At 69.5% G+C, this 16,262-nt stretch carries 15 protein-coding genes; 6 read left to right on the forward strand and 9 right to left on the reverse strand.

Going from position 1 to position 16,262, the window contains the following annotated elements:
* Positions 1-39 precede the first annotated feature (39 nt).
* The gene (locus DBY63_RS01115; protein ID WP_231501006.1) at positions 40-357 is read left to right on the forward strand and encodes a hypothetical protein; all 318 of its coding nucleotides are present in this window, start codon (positions 40-42) and stop codon (positions 355-357) included.
* Here DBY63_RS01115 and DBY63_RS01120 read toward each other — a convergent pair whose 3' ends face one another.
* The 3 genes from DBY63_RS01120 to DBY63_RS01130 are packed head-to-tail and all read right to left on the reverse strand — an operon-like array spanning position 358 to position 3,067.
* Positions 358-1,227, reverse strand: coding sequence for a rhomboid family intramembrane serine protease (locus DBY63_RS01120; RefSeq protein ID WP_044340731.1), 870 nt, complete (start codon positions 1,225-1,227; stop codon positions 358-360).
* Positions 1,224-2,183 carry a metallophosphoesterase gene (locus DBY63_RS01125; RefSeq protein ID WP_027601911.1) on the reverse strand — a complete coding sequence of 320 codons (960 nt, stop codon included), beginning with the start codon at positions 2,181-2,183 and terminating at the stop codon, positions 1,224-1,226. Before DBY63_RS01125 ends, DBY63_RS01120 begins: the two co-directional genes overlap by 4 nt.
* The gene (locus DBY63_RS01130) at positions 2,183-3,067 is read right to left on the reverse strand and encodes an NAD(+) kinase (protein ID WP_007158929.1); all 885 of its coding nucleotides are present in this window, start codon (positions 3,065-3,067) and stop codon (positions 2,183-2,185) included. The genes DBY63_RS01125 and DBY63_RS01130 overlap by 1 nt, the downstream gene beginning before the upstream one ends.
* Before the next feature lie 40 nt (positions 3,068-3,107).
* Between DBY63_RS01130 and DBY63_RS01135 the strand changes: the two genes are divergently transcribed.
* The gene (locus DBY63_RS01135) at positions 3,108-4,088 is read left to right on the forward strand and encodes a DUF1853 family protein (RefSeq protein WP_108581071.1); all 981 of its coding nucleotides are present in this window, start codon (positions 3,108-3,110) and stop codon (positions 4,086-4,088) included.
* Here DBY63_RS01135 and DBY63_RS01140 read toward each other — a convergent pair.
* The 3 genes from DBY63_RS01140 to DBY63_RS01150 form a co-directional block, all read right to left on the reverse strand.
* Positions 4,061-4,984, reverse strand: a complete 924-nt coding sequence (locus DBY63_RS01140; RefSeq protein ID WP_108581072.1) for a pyridoxal-phosphate dependent enzyme — start codon at positions 4,982-4,984, stop codon at positions 4,061-4,063. The genes DBY63_RS01135 and DBY63_RS01140 overlap by 28 nt on opposite strands.
* Positions 4,985-4,995: 11 nt before the next feature.
* A complete protein-coding gene (locus tag DBY63_RS01145) occupies positions 4,996-6,309 on the reverse strand; it encodes a chromosome partitioning protein ParA (RefSeq protein ID WP_177411417.1) in 1,314 nt (437 codons plus the stop codon).
* A 287-nt stretch (positions 6,310-6,596) separates the two neighbouring features.
* Positions 6,597-8,651 (reverse strand): NADPH-dependent 2,4-dienoyl-CoA reductase, encoded by a 2,055-nt coding sequence (locus tag DBY63_RS01150; RefSeq protein WP_108581074.1) that lies wholly within the window; start codon positions 8,649-8,651, stop codon positions 6,597-6,599.
* A 195-nt stretch (positions 8,652-8,846) separates the two neighbouring features.
* Between DBY63_RS01150 and DBY63_RS01155 the strand changes: the two genes are divergently transcribed.
* The 4 genes from DBY63_RS01155 (at position 8,847) to DBY63_RS01170 (ending at position 14,246) form a co-directional block, all read left to right on the forward strand.
* Positions 8,847-9,869 (forward strand): hypothetical protein, encoded by a 1,023-nt coding sequence (locus tag DBY63_RS01155; RefSeq protein ID WP_108581075.1) that lies wholly within the window; start codon positions 8,847-8,849, stop codon positions 9,867-9,869.
* Positions 9,866-10,909, forward strand: coding sequence for an AraC family transcriptional regulator (locus DBY63_RS01160; protein ID WP_074583118.1), 1,044 nt, complete (start codon positions 9,866-9,868; stop codon positions 10,907-10,909). Before DBY63_RS01155 ends, DBY63_RS01160 begins: the two co-directional genes overlap by 4 nt.
* Before the next feature lie 65 nt (positions 10,910-10,974).
* Entirely contained in the window at positions 10,975-13,500 is a 2,526-nt protein-coding gene (locus DBY63_RS01165) for a mechanosensitive ion channel domain-containing protein (RefSeq protein WP_108581076.1), read from the forward strand.
* 5 nt (positions 13,501-13,505) lie between these two features.
* Positions 13,506-14,246, forward strand: a complete 741-nt coding sequence (locus tag DBY63_RS01170; protein WP_108581077.1) for an NUDIX domain-containing protein — start codon at positions 13,506-13,508, stop codon at positions 14,244-14,246.
* On the opposite strand, the gene cysE is transcribed toward DBY63_RS01170, so the two are convergent.
* The 3 genes from cysE to DBY63_RS01185 are packed head-to-tail and all read right to left on the reverse strand — an operon-like array spanning position 14,228 to position 16,150.
* Positions 14,228-15,016, reverse strand: coding sequence for a serine O-acetyltransferase (cysE, locus tag DBY63_RS01175; protein WP_108581078.1), 789 nt, complete (start codon positions 15,014-15,016; stop codon positions 14,228-14,230). The two genes, DBY63_RS01170 and cysE, sit on opposite strands and share 19 nt — an antisense overlap.
* Positions 15,017-15,031: 15 nt before the next feature.
* Entirely contained in the window at positions 15,032-15,598 is a 567-nt protein-coding gene (locus DBY63_RS01180) for a GNAT family N-acetyltransferase (RefSeq protein WP_108581079.1), read from the reverse strand.
* A 9-nt stretch (positions 15,599-15,607) separates the two neighbouring features.
* The gene (locus DBY63_RS01185; protein WP_027599832.1) at positions 15,608-16,150 is read right to left on the reverse strand and encodes a helix-turn-helix transcriptional regulator; all 543 of its coding nucleotides are present in this window, start codon (positions 16,148-16,150) and stop codon (positions 15,608-15,610) included.
* Positions 16,151-16,262 lie beyond the last annotated feature (112 nt).

Here is a 16,262-nt window from a genome sequence, read left to right on the forward strand (position 1 = left end):
GTATAACCTCGGCGGCCTTACAGCGCCTGGGGTATGAGCATGCAGTTGCCCGAGCAAGACCGTTTCGATCCGCCGCCGCTGCGCCTGCGGCGGCCCTTTCTAACCTCCCTCGCCGCCGGCCTCAGCACCCTCTCGGTGCTGACGGGTTTGGCCGCGCTGCTGGCGGGCGGTGCCGCGCTGCTGCAGCTGCCGCAGTTGGCGCCCTATCTGTCCCTGGCCCGCGAGACCGCCCAGGGCTTCCTGGGTGGCGGCGCGCTGCTCTTGCTGGTCGGGCTCTGGTTGCGCCGCCGCAGCCAGCGGCGCTGGCGCTATCGCAATGCCCTGAGCCTCTCGCCCGAGCTCAAGCGGCGGCGCTAGCTAGCGCTGCCGCAGGCGTGCCAGGCCACCGCCCAGCAGGCCGGTAAGGCAACCCAGCACCAGGCCGCCGACATGGGCGCCATTGGCGATGGAGCCGAAACCGAGCAGGTCGAAGACGCCGGTCAGGCAGATCACCAGCCAGATCAGCATCATGGCCACCACGCCGCGCGGCATGCGATAGGCCGGATTGGGCGCCAGCCACTGGAACAGCCAGCAGTGGCCGAGCAGGCCATAGAGCACCCCGGACAGGCCGCCGAACAGGGCCGGGCCGGTCCAGGCGTACTGCACCAGGTTGGAGCCGGCGGCGAACACCAGGGTCAGGAGCAGCAGCATCAGGCCGCCCTGGCGGAATTCGATGCGCCGACCCAGCTCCCAGTACCAGAGGGCGTTCATCGCCAGGTGCAGCAGACCGAAGTGCAGGAAGATCGGAGTGACCAGCCGCCACCATTCGCCACGGGCCAGGCTGGCGTCGAGATCGAGGAAGGCGATGTGCTCGGCGTCGATCAGGCGGAATTCCTGCAGCGTCAGGTAGTGGATCAGCGCCAGGTTGTCGCCCAGTTCGGTGGCCAGGCCCAGCAGCAGGGTGATGGCGAGAAAGACGGCGCTGACCGGACTGGCCTTGAGTTGCGCCAGCAGGCCGAAGCCGCGGGGTCCGCGGGCGGCCTGGACCTCGCCGCGCGGATCGCCGTCGGGATAGCGCTCATAGAGGCTGCGGGTCTCTTCGACCCGCGCCGGATCCAGCACCCAGAGCACCTGGCTGTCGCCCTCTTCCACCACCCGGTGGCGGATCTGCAGGCGCCGCAGCAGGCGGGTGAAGCCAAGCAGGTCACGGCCCAGGGGCACGCGCAGCACGGGTTGCGGCTGGTTCATCGCCCCTCCTCGCGCTGGACGTCGATCCAGACGAACTTGGCCGGATCGATCTGGCGTTCGTCGTCGAGGCGGTAGGCCACCAGCTTGCCGTACTTGACCGCGCTGTAGTCCAGGCAGGCCAGGTTGGGCCGCAGCGGTTCGGGATGGCCGTCACGCCAGTAGTGACCGACGAACAGCATCGGCTCGTCCTCGCCGTAGCAGAGCAGCCCGGCCTTTTCCTCGTCGCTCAGGGGTTCGCAGGCGATTTCCGCCGGCAGCGCATCCGGCTGGAAGACCACGTCGCCATAGGTCTGGGGATCGCTTTCCCAGAACTTGGTGCGAAAGCGCGCCCGCACATAGCCGTCGCTGCCGGTGAGGCGCAGGCCGTGGGGCAAGGGCAGCGAGACGCCGTTGAGCAGGCGCGAGGCGACCCGGCTGGCGAGGCTGCCACCGACGATGGACTGGCGGACGAAGTCCTCGTCGATGCAGGCGTCCGGATAGTGGTGGAGGAGTTCGTCGATCAGCCGCTGATCCCAGCAGGCATGCACGATGCGGAAGTGACCGAAGTCCTTGCACAGCGGCAGGGTGTAGAGCCAGTCCAGGTGGTCCTGCCACTCGCCGGGATGATCGGCGAAGGCGGCCAGGGTCTCCTGGATCAGCTGGCGATGACGGGGGGTGTGTTCGCGCACCCAGGTCTGGCCGGTGCCGGGGAGCGCCGGGGTGTGCCAGGCCAGGGCATTGAGTTCGTGATTGCCGAGGATGCAGTGGGCATGGCCACCCTCGACCATGGCGCGCACCCGACGCAGGGCGCCGCGGATGCGCGGGCCGCGATCGACCAGGTCACCGAGAAAGATCGCCTGGCGTTCGGGATGCTGCCAGACGCCGTCCACCTGTTGATAGTCGAGGCGCTCCAGCAGCAGGTCCAGGGTATGGGCGCAGCCGTGGATGTCGCCGATCAGATCGTAGCCGCAGGGCATCAATCGTCTCCCAGGCGACTGCCCCAGCCGAGCTTGGTCCGGCAGATCTCGTAGTAGTTGTGATCCAGCGGGTGGATCAGCCTGAGCTTGTGGGGCTTCTTCTGAATGGTCACGGTATCGCCGGGTGCGCAGGTGAAATGATTCTGGCCATCACATGAGACCTGCGGATAGATCGTCATGTTCGGCGACACCAGGATCGACAGGGTGCTGTCGCCGGAGACCACGATGGGCCGGCTGGACAGGGTGTGGGGATACATGGGCACCACCACGATGGCATCCAGCTTGGGATGCATGATGGGACCGCCCGCCGACAGCGAGTAGGCGGTGGAACCGGTGGGGGTGGCGACGATCAGGCCGTCGGCGCGCTGGCTGCAGACGAACTGGCCGTCGATGTACAACTCGAACTCGATCATCCGGGTGGACTTGCCCGGGTGCAGCACCACGTCGTTGAGGGCATCGCCCTGGCCGATCATCTCGCCGCCGCGCTCGACGAAGGCGTCCAGCAGGAAACGCGTCTCCATCAGGTACTGGCCGTCGAGCACCTCGGCGACCTTGGTCTCCAGCTCGTCGGGGCGGATGTCGGTGAGAAAGCCCAGCTTGCCGCGGTTGATCCCCAGCACCGGCACCCGCGGGCGCACCAGGGCGCGGGCGGCGCCGAGCAGGCTGCCGTCGCCACCGACCACGATCACCAGGTCGCAGATCTCGCCCATGAGCTTGCGCGACACCGTCTGCAGGCCGTGTCCGGGCAAGACTTCGGCGATGGTGTTTTCCAGGATGACGTTGCGCCCGCGTTGCAGCAGAAAGGTCTTGAGCCGGCGGATGGTGTCCAGCACCTGGGTGCTGCCGAGTCGACCGATGATGCCGATGTTACGAAAGGAGTCCATGACGCGCCGGCGGCCCCGTTGGCTGGAAAGTGCGGAAAGTATGGGCGAAAGGCCGTGGCAGCGGCAAACCGCCCTCATCCGACCACGGGTCGCCGCCGGTGATCCGCAGCGGCCCGGCTTGGCCTATGCTGGCACCATGACGCCCTTCGCCGAGCTGCACGCCCTGCCCCGCCGCCTGAGCCAGCCCCAGGTGCGCGATCTCGCCTGGACTCTGGTCGCGCCGCCCTTGCTGGAGGCCGCCGACACCCGTCATCCGCTGGCCGCCAGCGACTGGGCGACCCACCCCGAACGTCTGGCCGACTGGCTGCGGCAACAGGACGCGGCCCCCGCGGCCCTGGCGACCTGGCTGGCCCAGGGCAGCGACCGCCGCCTGGGGCGCCAGTACGAAAGACTCTGGCAATTCGCCCTGGAGCGCGCGCCGGGGCTGAGGTTGCGCGCGGCCAACCTGCCCCTGCGCGACGGTGACCGTACCCTGGGTGAACTGGACCTGCTGGTGGAAGACGCCGAGGGGGTCCATCACCTGGAACTGGCGGTGAAGTTCTACCTGGGCGAAGGCCCGGCGGACGCGCCCCGCTGGCTGGGCCCCGGCGGCGAAGACCAGCTGGCGCGCAAGCTCGCCCATCTGCGCCAGCGCCAGTTGCCGCTGTCGGCCACACCCCTGGCCCGGGCCAGCCTGGCGGCGCTGGACATCGCCCCGCCGCGGGCGGCGCTGTGGCTGGGCGGCTATCTGTTCCAGCCGCTCGATCGCCCCCTGCCCTGGCCGGCGGACGCCCTGCCATCCCGACAACCCCAGCTGTGGTGCGCGCGCGGGCAACTGCCGGAGGGTCCCTGGGAGGTGCTGCCCAAGGGCCACTGGCTGGCACCCGCAGTGGCCGATACGCCCTGCCTGCCGCTGCCGGACGGCGAGCCGATCTGGCCGCAATTGCTGGTGCGGCGCGATGCACGCGGCGACGAGGATGCCCGGCTGTTCCTGGTGCCTGGGGGTTGGCCGCTTCAGCCGCCGACCCACTTCGCCAGCTGAGGCTCCAGCGCGCGGCGGCCCTGGAGACCCCCGCTGTGGATCAGCACCAGGCGACTGCCCGGGGCCAGCGCGCCGCCCTCGATTGCCTGGCGCAGGGCCAACCAGAGCTTGCCGGTATAGAGCGGCTCCAGGGCGATTCCGGTCTGCGCCTCGAACTCCGCCATGGCCCGAGCCAGTTCGGCATCGAGGCGGCCGAAGCCACCGCGGCTAGCGTCCAGCAGGCGCCAGTTCGGGACCGTGTGCTGGGCGAGCAACCGGTCGAGGTTGGCTTCGACGCCGTGCCCGGGCGGCACCGCCAGGCCGCCCACCACCTGCCAGGCGGGATCGGCGGCGCGGATCACCCCGGCCAGGGTGGTGCCGGTGCCGGCGGCCAGCCAGACTTGCTGGCAATCGGGCCAATCCAGGGCGGCGAGGCCCTGGCGCAACTCCGTGACGATGGCCGCGCAGGCCGCGGCGGCCTGCTCGTCGCAGCCGCCTTCGGGAATGGGCAGCAACCCGGGATAGCGCGCTTGCCAGGGCTGCCAGAAGTCGGCGTCATGGCGACGGCGATAGCCGCCATAGCCGAGCCAGTGCAGGGTCATGCCCTTGGCCTGCAGATCCTGGACGGTGGGCGTCAGGCAGGGTTCGCCGCGCAGGAGGCCGACGGTGACGAAGCCTTCCGCCCGGCCCAGGGCGGCCAGCGCATGCAGATGATTGGAGTGGGCACCGCCGAGGCTGATGAGCCCACGGCCCTCGCCCCGGGCCAGGCGTTCGCGCCAGGGCCGCAGCTTGTAGCCCTTGTTGCCGTTATGCGCGGCCGGGCGCTGATCCAGGCGCAGCACCGCCAGGCGCAGGTCGCGCGCCGCCAGGGCGGCGAGCTGTACCTCCTGCAGCGCGGCGGGTGGGAGAGATGTCATCCGCCGGGGATTCAGAGATTGGCGACGTCGCCATCGCTGTCATCGCCGCGGTGCTCGGCGCACAGCGTCGAGCGCAGCGGATCGAACTGGGCGGGATGCTCGACCCGCACCACCGGCCGCCCGCAGCGCTCGCCCTCCACCTCGGCCTGGCACACCGGCTGCTGGTGATGCTCCAGCCAGCGCTGGTATTGCTCGCCGCTGACCTTGCAGTGCTCGGCGACATAGCCCAGGGGATCGGCGCTGAACCGCGGCACGTCCTGGCGGCTGAGGATCAGATGACCCGCCCCCGGCTGGAAGGTGACGAACAGGATGCCCTGGCGCGCCAGGCGCTCCAGCTGGCCTTCGTTGCTGTCGCCGATCAGCTGGGCGCAGCGCTCGCGCAGCTGGCGGATGTCTTCCTGCAACTGGCCGTCCAGCTCGTCGCGGTACTTGAGTTCCACCTCGCGGATGGTCAGCTGATTCTTCAGCTCGCCCACCGCGGCGGCCACCCGGGCTTCGCTTTCGGCTTCGGACTGGATGCGCAGCGCCTCGATCTTGTAGAGGGCATTGCGCTCCAGGGTGCGCATCTGTTCGTTGAGTTCCTCGCGCTCCTGGCGGGCCAGGTCGTGCTGTTGCTCCAGGTGCTGGGCCAGGGCGGCGTAGCGCACCTCCAGCTCGGCCTTGGCGGCGCGCGCCTCGTCGGCATCGCGCTGCAGGCGGGCCAGGTCTTCCTGGTGCTGGCGGGTCAGGGTCAGCAGACGGGTGCGCTGGCCGGCGATCAGCTTGTCCAGCGCCTCTTGGTGTTCCTGGGCGAGGATACGGCGGACCCGTTCGAGACGGGCCTCGACATCGATGCCGTCGGCGGCACTGGGGTGGTATTCCCCGGCCAGTTCCACCTCGCCATCGCGCGGCGCGACCAGACCCAGGCAGTCGCGGATCGCCTGCCAGTCGTCATGCTCGGCCTCGCTGCGCGGATCCCAGAGATCGCCCTGGTGCCAGGAGATCGGGCAGTGGCTGCGACTGGCCAGACGGATCGGTCCGGCGCCCAGGTCGGGACCGACATCGCCGCGCTCGGCCAGCTCCGTAAGCGGCAGGTCCCACTCCGGCAGCGGACTGCCCTGGGCATCGAAGGCCAGCAGGAAAAACACCGCGGCCTTGACCCGGCGGTGGTCGTCCAGCAGCAGATAGACGAAGCGATGGCGCCGTCCGGCGCAGTCGAGCAGCGTCTGGTCGCCCTGCCAGAGCGCCTGGAAATCGGGAAACAGCAAGGCGCGATTCACACCCTGGTCGCCGAACCCCAGCACCACCGGGGTCAGTACCGCCTCTTCGTTCAACGTCTCTGCCATCTCTCGCCGCGTGCTCTGTCGATCCCACATGAATACCGAGGCCGGCATCTCGCCAATTGGCGACCGGACCTGCATCCGCGCGCCGACCTCGGGCGGCGACGCGCTTGATCCGCGTCTCCGCCCGACTGCTCCAACGCGCCGGGCCCCCACCCGACGCATCAGGACGGCAGCTTAGCCAATCCTGGTCGGCGGGATGGAAGAGAGGCCAGACATTGGGACGAGGGTCGGTCCGGAACCGATGTTATGCGGAGTGGATCACAGAAATCATCCCTGATTGCAACGAAGAGTTACAGCTCGGCGGCAAGGCGAGTGGCCTGATCGATGGCGCGCTTGGCATCGAGTTCGGCGGCGACATCCGCGCCCCCGACCCGATGCACCGCCATGCCGGCGCCGAGCAGTTCGTCTTCCAGCTCACGCAGGGACTCCTGGCCGGCGCAGAGCACGACGTTGTCGACGTCCAGCACCTGCTCGCCGCCATCGGGCAGGCGCAGGTGCAGACCGGCATCGTCGATGCCCAGGTATTCCACCCCACCAATGGCCTTGACGCCGCGCTGCTGCAGGCGCGCGCGGTGGATCCAGCCGGTGGTCTTGCCCAGGCCCTTGCCGGGCTTGCCCGGCTTGCGCTGCAACAACCAGACCTCGCACGGCACTGCCGGCGGTGCGGCCGGGGCCAGGCCGCCACGGCTGCTGAAGCTGGGGTCTATGCCCCACTCGCGGTAGAAGGCGGTGATGGGCTCTGCCTCCTGGTGGCCATGGGTGAGGAAATCCGCCACGTCGAAGCCGATGCCACCGGCGCCGATCAGGGCGACCCGTCGGCCTACCGGCTTGCGCTCCAGCAGGACATCCAGATAGCCCAGTACCTTGGGATGGTCGACTCCCGGAATGGGCGGCACCCGCGGCGTCACCCCGGTGGCCAGGATCACCGCGGCGAAGCCCTCGACCTGCAACTCGCCGGCGCTGACGCGATGGTTGAGGCGGACGTCCACCCCCAGTCGCTCCAGGCGCCGCTGGAAATACCTCAGGGTCTCGCCGAATTCTTCCTTGCCCGGAATGCGCCGGGCGACGTTGAACTGGCCACCGATACGCTCGCTGGCTTCGAACAGCACTACCTTATGACCGCGCTCGGCCAGGGTGCAGGCGGCGGCCAGGCCCGCCGGTCCGGCGCCGACCACGGCGAAGGTGCGGACCTCGGCGGCAGGCAGGATCCGCAACTCGGTCTCGTGGCAGGCGCGCGGATTGACCAGGCAGCTGGTCAGCTTGCCGGCGAAGGTATGGTCCAGGCAGGCCTGGTTGCAGGCGATGCAGGTGTTGATCTCGTCGGCGCGGCCGGCGGCGGCCTTGGCGACGAAATCCGGATCGGCCAGCAGCGGGCGGGCCATGGACACCAGGTCGGCCTGGCCGGCGGCAAGGATGGCCTCGGCCACCTCGGGGGTGTTGATGCGGTTGGTGGCGATCAGCGGCACCCGCACCCGGCCCTTGAGCTGGGCGGTGACGGCGGCAAAGGCGCCGCGTGGCACCAGGGTGGCGATGGTGGGGATGCGCGCCTCGTGCCAGCCGATGCCGGTGTTGATCAGGCTGACCCCGGCGGCTTCCAGCCAGAGCGCCAGCTGCAGGCATTCCTCGGGGGTGCTGCCCTGCTCCACCAGGTCCAGCAGCGAGAGACGGAAGATGATCAGGAAATCCGGACCGGTCGCCTCGCGGATGCCCTCGACGATGGCCAGCGGCAAGCGGCAGCGCTGGGCGAAGTCGCCGCCCCAGCGATCCGTGCGGTGATTGGTCCGCGCGGCGATGAACTGGTTGATGAAATAGCCTTCGGAACCCATCACCTCGACGCCGTCGTAACCGGCCTGTTGCGCCAGGGTGGCGCAGCGGATGAAGGCGGCGATCTGCCCCTCCACCTCGGCCTCGTCCAGTTCGCGCGGGGTGAAGGGATTGATCGGTGCCTGCAGCGCCGAGGGCGCCACCAGCTGGGGGTTATAGGCATAGCGCCCGGCGTGCAGGATCTGCAGGCAGATACGGCCGCCGGCGGCGTGCACCGCGTCCGTTACCGGCCGATGATGCTCGGCTTCCTCGGGGGTGGTCAGCTTGGCCGCGCCCTTGGCCACGGCGCCCTCTTCGTTCGGCGCGATGCCGCCGGTGACGATCAGCCCCACCCCGCCCCGCGCCCGCTCGGCGAAAAAGGCCGCCATCCGCGCGAAACCGCCGGGCCGCTCTTCCAGCCCCGTGTGCATGGACCCCATCACCACGCGATTGCGCAACGTGATCGACCCCACGGGCAGAGGTTCGAGCAGATGCGGATAGCTTTCCAAAGGGGTGGTATTACGGGGGGCAAGCTCGATCATGGCGGTCTCCGGTGGTTGGCCTTTCTGGGAAAGCCTGGCGCCACGATAGGAGGAGCGCGGCCCCGTCTCAATCACCGGAAATGACAACCTCTTTACCCAAATGCACAGCCGCCCCTTGGCAGTAGCGGTCTGGTCTCCTACCCTGAGCACCTTTATCCCGCCCGGCCCAGGAGGCCGGACCGCTCTGGAGTGCCGATGCGCAAGCTCGTGTTCCTGGTGCTGATCGCCCTGTTCGCCGTACTGGCGGGCTGGGTGGCCCAGCGGCCAGCCTTCCATTACCTGTCGGATCTGCGCAGCAGCCTGGCCGTGGACCTGACCACCACGCCGGCGGCCGCCACCACCGGCAACCTGCTGGGGATCGAGCCCGAGCTGATCGCCCTGGACTACGGCAATTCCGAGCGACTGCGCCTCAAGCTCGATGCCTATCTGGCCAATGCGCGGCGCCTGGGTCTGATCGGCGCCCAGACCATCGTGGTGCTGCCCGAACACCTGGGCACTCCGCTGGCGCTGATGGGCGAGAAACCCGAGGTCTATGCCGCCGCCCGCAGCGAAGACGCCATCCAGTGGCTGCTGCTGGGCAATCCGCTGCGCGTGGCCCGCGCCTGGTTCCAGGCCGAGGGTGACCGGCGCCTGGCCGACAGCCTGTTGCGCATGAAGGCCTGGGACATGGCCAGCGCCTATCAGCAACTCTTCGGCGGACTCGCCCGCCAGTACGGTGTCACCCTGGTGGCCGGCTCCATCGTGCTGCCCGGTCCGACCCTGGTCGACGGCGAATTGCAGGTGGGCACGGGACCGCTGCGCAATGTCACCCTGGTCTTCGGACCCGATGGCAAGGTGCTCGGCCAGCCGCTGGTGCGGCCTCTGACAGCCCGGGAACGCGGCGACGATCTCAGTCCACCCCTGCTGCGGCTGGAGACGCCGCTGGGCCGTCTGGGCGTCATCCAGGGCAGCGACACCGGTCGCGCCAGGGTGCTGGACGATCCCCAGGTGGAACTGCTGGCGATCCCCGCCCTCGCCTCGGGCGCCACCCCGGCACCGGCGCCCTTCGATGTGCAGCGTCTGCGCGCCGCCGGCATTCGCGCCGCGCTGGAGGTGCAGTTGCGCGGACGGCTCTGGGAATTGCAGGCCGGTGGCGGCAGCCGGGCCTTCACCCCGGACGCCGAAGCCGCCACCGATCCTGCCCGGGCCGGCAGCAAGCTGATCAACCTGCGGCTATGAGCGCACCGGCGCTGCGCCTGGGCGATCTCTCCACCGGCTTCGTGCTGGCGCTGGCGGCGGCCGTCGACCAGCGGGGCGCCGATGCCGCCGGCCTGCTGGCGCGCTTCGGCCTGAGCGCGGCGCGGCTGGCCGAACCCGGCGGACGGCTGTCGATTCCCCATTACATGCGCCTGGGCCACGCCGCCCTGGAACTGACCGGCGATCCGGCACTGGGCCTGGCCATGGGTCGGGCGATGCGCCCGGCCTTTCTCGGTCTCGCCGGCGTCACCGTGGGCCAGGCGCCGGACGTGCGCCACGCCGCCGAGACGCTGCTCAGGCTGGAGCCGCTCTATGGCCGCAACTACCGGGGTCGGTCGCGCTATGCCGCCCAGGGTCGCGACGCCTGGCTGCACTTCTATAGCATCAGCCCCTACAACGCCTACAACCGCTTCGTGGTGGACGCGGTGCTGAGCGCATGGCTGGCCTTGTTGGGCACGGTGGCCGGCCAGGCGCTGCAACCGCGCCGCGTGCTCATCGAATACCCTGCCCCGGCGGACCTCGCGCCCTACGCGACCGCCTTTGGTTGCCCGGTGGAATTCGGCGCCGCCGAGAATGCCCTGTTGCTCGATGCCGCGACCCTGAGCCGGTCCGGTCCCGAACACTGCCCCGCCACCTGGCGCCAGTTGCTGGCACTGAGCGACGCCGAGCACGGCCGGCTGACCCGCACCCGTGGACTCACGGAGCGGGTAGTCGAGGTCATGGGGCCGCTGTTGCGGCATGGCGAGCCGACCCTGGAACAGATCGCCAGCCGGCTGCGCCTGCCCTCCTGGACGCTCAGGCGCAAGCTGGCCGAGGAAGGCACCCAGTACCGCGCCCTGCTCAACCTGACCCGCCGCGACCTCGCCTTGGCCTATATCCGCGACACCGAGGCCAGTTTCGGCGAGATCGCCTACCTGCTCGGTTTCGCCTCCCCCGCCGCCTTCCAGCGCGCCTTCAAGCGCTGGACCGACCAGACCCCGGGCGACTGGCGGCGCCTGCAGCGGCAGGGCGTGGCCGGCTGAAGGGAGCATAGGCGCCGATCGTGGGTCCTAACTGCCTGATCCTTCACCAGGACTGCGCTCGCCCCATGCCCAATTTCCTGTTTGCCCTGCTACTGCTGTGCCTGGCGCTGCCGCTACGCGCCGCCGAAACCCCCGCCCAGGCCGCGACCGGCCTCGATCCCCAGCAGGCGCGCCAGGTCGCGGCCCTGCTGCAGGATCCGCAGCGGCGCCAGGAGCTGATCCTGACCCTGCAGGCCATTGCCAACCAGCCGGCCAGTGCGGCCGCGACCAACCCGGCGCCGGCGAGCGCGGCAACCGCCGCTGCGCCGGCCACGGCCGCCACCCCGGCTACAGGCGAAGAAAAGACGCTGGTGCCCCTGGAAGCCAATGGCCTGATCGCCCAGACGCTCAGTCGCGTCGGGCGCTGGGCCGACAACCTGGGCAGCGAACTGAATCAGGTACAGCGGGCGGTACGCAGCCTGCCGGACTGGTCGCGCGCCAGCTTCACCTCCGAAGCGGGTCGCCGGGCCCTGTTGCAGGCCCTGCTGACCCTGGCCACCCTCTTTGCCGCCGGCCTGCTCGTCGAGTGGCTGATCCGCCGCGCACTCCAGCGCCCTCGGCAACGGCTGCAGCGCCAGGCCGATCACGCCGACAGCCGCGCCCGCCGCCAAGCCCAGCAGCAGGCGGCCCAGCCGTCACCGCCTGCGGCCGCGGCACCGGCCTCCGAAGAGGCCGCCACCCGCCCGGCCGAACCCGCGGTGGCCCTGGTCATGACCCAGCGCGACGGCGTGGATCAGCTCGAAGAGGTGCCCATCGCCCCGTCCGATAGCGCCGCACCGGTGCCGGATGAGCCCGCGCCCAGCTCCATCCCGGCCGATCCCGCTCCCGCCAGCCCCGCCCGACGCAGCGGCGAAGAGCACTGGACCACCCTGCGACACCTGCCCTTCGCCCTCGGGCTGCTGGTGCTGGAAGTGCTGCCGCTGCTGGCCTTCTGGGCCATGGCGGCGCTGCTCATCCACTACCTGGTGGGCTCGGATGCCAACCTGCGCGAGCTGGTCGGCGGCTTCCTCGGCGCCTACCTCACCACTCGCCTGGCGCTGATCGTCATTCGCCTGCTGATCGATCCCGCCGCCCACGGCATCCGCCTGCTCAAGGTCAAGGCGCCCCTCGCCTGCACCCTGCTGCGCTGGCTGCACGCCTTCGTCGCCCTGATCACCTTCGGCCTGGCGCTGGCCCAGGCCGCGGACATCCTCGGCGCCAACGAAGAAGGCCGCGAAGCCATCGTCAAGCTGGTCTCGCTGCTGGCCCACCTGCTGGTGGTGGGGCTGATCTTCCATGTGCGCCGGCCGGTGGCCGCGCGCATCGCCGGGCGTCAGGATGGCAGTGGTGCCCTGGCCGTGCTGCGCGCCTGGCTGGGCCAGGTCTGGGCGGTGTTCGCCGCGGTGTTCGTCATGGGCGGCTGGACCATGTGGGCGCTGGACATCGAGAACGGCCTGCCGCGGCTGATGAACTTCGTCGCGCTGTCCGCCGGCATCGTCATCCTCGGGCGGCTGGCGGCGGTGTTCCTGCTCGGCCTGCTGGGTCGGCTGTTCCAGCCGGCGGCGAGCGAAGGCGCCAGCGGCAGCGATCTGCACCTGCAGCGCTACTATCCGCTGGCGCGCTGGCTGGTGGGGGTGATCGTCACCCTGATCACCGCCCTGGCGCTGTTCCAGTCCTGGGGCTGGGACGTGCTGGACTGGTTCGGCGAGGGCAGCATCGGTCGCAACCTGCTGTCCGCCTTCCTCACCATCCTCATCGCCGCCATCATCGCCGTGGCGATCTGGGAAGGCGCCAACGCCGCGGTGAACCGGCGACTGAGCAGCTGGAGCGAACGCGGCGATACGGTGCGCGCCGCCCGGCTGCGCACCCTGCTGCCCATGCTGCGCACCGGCCTGTTCATCCTGGTCGCGCTGATCGTCGGCCTCACCGCCCTGAGCGAGCTGGGCATCAACACCACGCCGCTGCTGGCCAGCGCCAGCATCATCGGGGTGGCGCTGGGCTTCGGCTCGCAAAAGCTGGTGCAGGATTTCATCACCGGCATCTTCCTGCTGCTGGAAAACGCCATGCAGGTGGGCGACTGGGTCACCGTGGCCGGGGTCTCGGGCACCGTGGAATATTTGTCGATCCGCACCGTGCGCCTGCGCGCCGGCGACGGCTCCCTGCACATCGTGCCCTTCAGCTCGGTGTCGGCGGTCAACAACATCAACCGCGGTCTGGGCAACGCCGCCCTGCGCATCAGCGTGGGCTACGAGGAAGACATCGAGCGCGTCATCGCCGAACTCAAGGACATCGGCGCCGGCATGCGCGCCGACGATGCCTTCAAGGAGCTGATCCTCGCCGATCTGGAGATCTGGGGCGTGGACGCCGTCGACGGCTCCATGGTGACCATCGCCGGCCAGATGAGATGCCTCGACAAGGGCCGCTGGGGCGTGCAGCGCGAACTCAATCGCCGCATCCTCGAACGCTTCCGCGAGCGCGGCATCGAGATCGCCAATCCGCGCGCCAGTCTGCTGCTGCCCAGCGAAGCCGGTATCGTACCCTCCACGCCCATCCCGTCACGCCCTGCGGAGTAAACCCCGTGCAGTACCGCCAAGACGCCTTCAACGGCCTGATCATCGATGCCGCCTCGCTGCCCACCGACCGCGAGGCCTTTGCCCCGGCGCTAGCGGAGTTGCTCGACCGCGCCCGGCGCGAGGAACGCAACCTGATCTGGCTGACCCTGCCCCTGGCCCTCGGCGATCTGGTGGGGATCGCCACCGCCGCCGGCTTCGTCTTTCACAACTGCCTGGAGCAGGAGCTGACCCTGGTCTGGCGCGGCACCCCCACGGCCTTCGCGCCCTTCGTGCCGACCCACAGCCTGGGCGTGGGCGGCCTGGTACTCAACGACCGCGGCGAATTGCTGGCGATCCGGGAGCGCGGCAGCCAGGGTTACAAGCTGCCGGGCGGCCATGTCGAACTGGGCGAAGACCTGGCGCCGGCGGTGGTCCGCGAAGTCTGGGAGGAAACCGGCATCCGCAGTGCCTTTCGCAGCGTGGTCGGCCTGGTGACCACCCATCCCTACCGCTTCGGCAAGTCCAATCTCTATGTGGTCTGCCGCCTCGATCCACTGAGTGCCGAGATCGCCATCCAGGATCCGGAGGAGATCGAGGACGCCCGCTGGCTGGCGCTGCCCGAGTACCTGGCGGATCCGGGCAACAGCGCCTTCAATCGCGAGCTGGTGCGCAGCCTGGCGCAGGCCGAGGGCCTGCAGACGAGTGCGCTGAACAGCGAGCGCTATCCCAAGGCCGAGGTCTTTCTCGCTCAGCCGTCGAAGGACTGATCCATGCTCTCGGCCGGATGAGCGTCGCGCGGACGCCCCACCGGACGGGCGGGAATGCCCACCACCGTGGTATGGGGCGCCACCGGGTGCAGGACCACGCTGTTGGCGCCGATCTTGGCGCCTTCGCCGATCTCCAGATTGCCGAGGATCTTGACCCCGGCACCGATCATCACCCCGCGACGCACCTTGGGATGCCGATCGCCCTGCTCCTTGCCGGTGCCGCCCAGGGTCACCTGCTGCAGGATGGAGACGTCGTCTTCCACCACCGCGGTTTCGCCGATGACGATACCGGTGCCGTGGTCGAGCATGATGCCGCGCCCCAGCCGGGCGGCCGGGTGGATGTCGATGGCCAGCAGCCGATTGCAACGCGCCTGCAGGTGCAGGGCCAGCAGCCGCTCGTCGTTGCGCCAGAGGGCATGGCTCAGGCGCTGGGTCTGCAGCGCCAGGAAGCCCTTGGAGAACAGGAAGATCTCCAGCAGGCTGGCATAGGCCGGATCCCGCGCCAGCACCGCTTCCAGGTCCGCGCAGGCCGCTGCGGTCAATGCCGGCCACTCGGCATGCAGGGTGGCGAAGCGCTCGGCGAGGGCCTCGGCCTGCCCTGGATCCTCCGCCAGGGCCTCGGCGCAGCGCCGGACCAGGGCTGCCGTCAGATCCACCGGCTGCAGCAGCGCGCGCGTCAGCCCCGCGGCCAGGGCCGGAGCATCGCGACGCCCGGCCTCGGCCTGGGCGCACAGGAGTTGCCAGAGTTCGGGAGCGGAGCGAGGCGGCATGGTGGATAGGCGTCCTTAACTGAAGGCGCCCAGCTTAACGGGCACGGCGTTCAGCGTCTTGTACATCAGGGTGGTGCTGTCGCGGCGTTCCGGTTGGCGGGCATCCAGGGAATAGCCAGGGATCCTGCCGACCACCTGATAGCCAAGGGACAGATAGAGCGGCTCGGCATGGTCGTCGCTGCGGGTGTCCAGGGTCAGCAATTCCCGTCCTTCGGCCCGCGCAGCCGCCTCCACCGCCTGCATCAGCCGGCGCGCCAGTCCCTGGCGACGCCAGTCCGGATGCACCTGCAACTTGACCACGTCCGCGCGGTGCGGCTGGTTGGCCGGGGTATCCAGCACCAGCTGCACGCTGCCGACCACCCGGTCGTCCTGCAGCGCGGCAAACAGCAGCCGGGTGCCCCGGGCCAGGCCCGGCGCCACGGCTTCGGTCCAGAAACGCCGATTCACGCTGTCGGCGAGCGGCAGGATGAAGCCGATGCTGGCGCCCTGCTCGACACAGGCGGCCAGCAGGCGCTGGAAGTCATCCAGATGACGGGTGAAGGCGGCAGCCTCGAGCTGCTCGATACGCAGGGACGCACTCATGGACACACCTCAGATCATGAACAGGAGATAACGGGCGCCCGCCGGACCACTGAGGAAGCGGCTGCTGCCCCAGAGGCGATAGCGCAGGCAATCGCCGACGCCCAGGCGGTAGGACTGGTCTTCGATCCACAGCTGCAACTCGCCTTCGAGCAGCAGCAGATGGTGTTCGAGGCCTGGGCGGGGCGATGCCTCGTAGCGGATGTCCACGCCCGGCCCAAGCGCGCTTTCGATGACCTCACCCGCCAGGGCCTGGGCCGGCGGCGACACCGAACGGCGGGTGAACGCCTGCGCGGGATCGCTCCAGATCTGCTGCGCCTGGCGCTGGACCTGGGCCGGATAGCGGCTTTCCACGCTGTGCAGCAGGCGCGTCAGGGTCAGGCCGTAGGCTGAACAGAGTTGCCCGAGCACCGCCGTGGTCGGGCTGACCTCGGCGTTCTCCAGGCGAGACAGCGTCGCGCGACTGACCCCACTCAAGGACGCCAATTGCTCCAGGGACCATTCACGCTCCAGGCGCAGCGCCTTGAGCCTTACCGCCAGTTGTTGATCCAGCATGACCACCTCCCGATTTAGGGAATTTTTCTCACATAAGAGAGAAAAGTGCAAGGTTACTGCTGTGCTACCCCTGTAGCATCAGGCCGCTGCCAAAGTTGATATCGCGTTAAAC

The organism is Pseudomonas sp. RIT411, from assembly GCF_003057735.2.
GTDB lineage: Bacteria > Pseudomonadota > Gammaproteobacteria > Pseudomonadales > Pseudomonadaceae > Chryseomonas > Chryseomonas oryzihabitans.

Coding starts and splice junctions, on each gene's coding strand:
- DBY63_RS01140 (WP_108581072.1), bottom strand. CDS start 4,984: ATGACATCTCTCCCACCCGCCGCGCTGCAGGAGGTACAGCTCGCCGCC.
- DBY63_RS01135 (WP_108581071.1), top strand. CDS start 3,108: ATGGGCGAAAGGCCGTGGCAGCGGCAAACCGCCCTCATCCGACCACGG.
- cysE (WP_108581078.1), bottom strand. CDS start 15,016: ATGCCGCCTCGCTCCGCTCCCGAACTCTGGCAACTCCTGTGCGCCCAG.
- DBY63_RS01120 (WP_044340731.1), bottom strand. CDS start 1,227: ATGAACCAGCCGCAACCCGTGCTGCGCGTGCCCCTGGGCCGTGACCTG.
- DBY63_RS01185 (WP_027599832.1), bottom strand. CDS start 16,150: ATGCTGGATCAACAACTGGCGGTAAGGCTCAAGGCGCTGCGCCTGGAG.
- DBY63_RS01125 (WP_027601911.1), bottom strand. CDS start 2,183: ATGCCCTGCGGCTACGATCTGATCGGCGACATCCACGGCTGCGCCCAT.
- DBY63_RS01150 (WP_108581074.1), bottom strand. CDS start 8,651: ATGATCGAGCTTGCCCCCCGTAATACCACCCCTTTGGAAAGCTATCCG.
- DBY63_RS01115 (WP_231501006.1), top strand. CDS start 40: ATGCAGTTGCCCGAGCAAGACCGTTTCGATCCGCCGCCGCTGCGCCTG.
- DBY63_RS01130 (WP_007158929.1), bottom strand. CDS start 3,067: ATGGACTCCTTTCGTAACATCGGCATCATCGGTCGACTCGGCAGCACC.
- DBY63_RS01165 (WP_108581076.1), top strand. CDS start 10,975: ATGCCCAATTTCCTGTTTGCCCTGCTACTGCTGTGCCTGGCGCTGCCG.
- DBY63_RS01145 (WP_177411417.1), bottom strand. CDS start 6,309: ATGGCAGAGACGTTGAACGAAGAGGCGGTACTGACCCCGGTGGTGCTG.
- DBY63_RS01180 (WP_108581079.1), bottom strand. CDS start 15,598: ATGAGTGCGTCCCTGCGTATCGAGCAGCTCGAGGCTGCCGCCTTCACC.
- DBY63_RS01155 (WP_108581075.1), top strand. CDS start 8,847: ATGCGCAAGCTCGTGTTCCTGGTGCTGATCGCCCTGTTCGCCGTACTG.
- DBY63_RS01160 (WP_074583118.1), top strand. CDS start 9,866: ATGAGCGCACCGGCGCTGCGCCTGGGCGATCTCTCCACCGGCTTCGTG.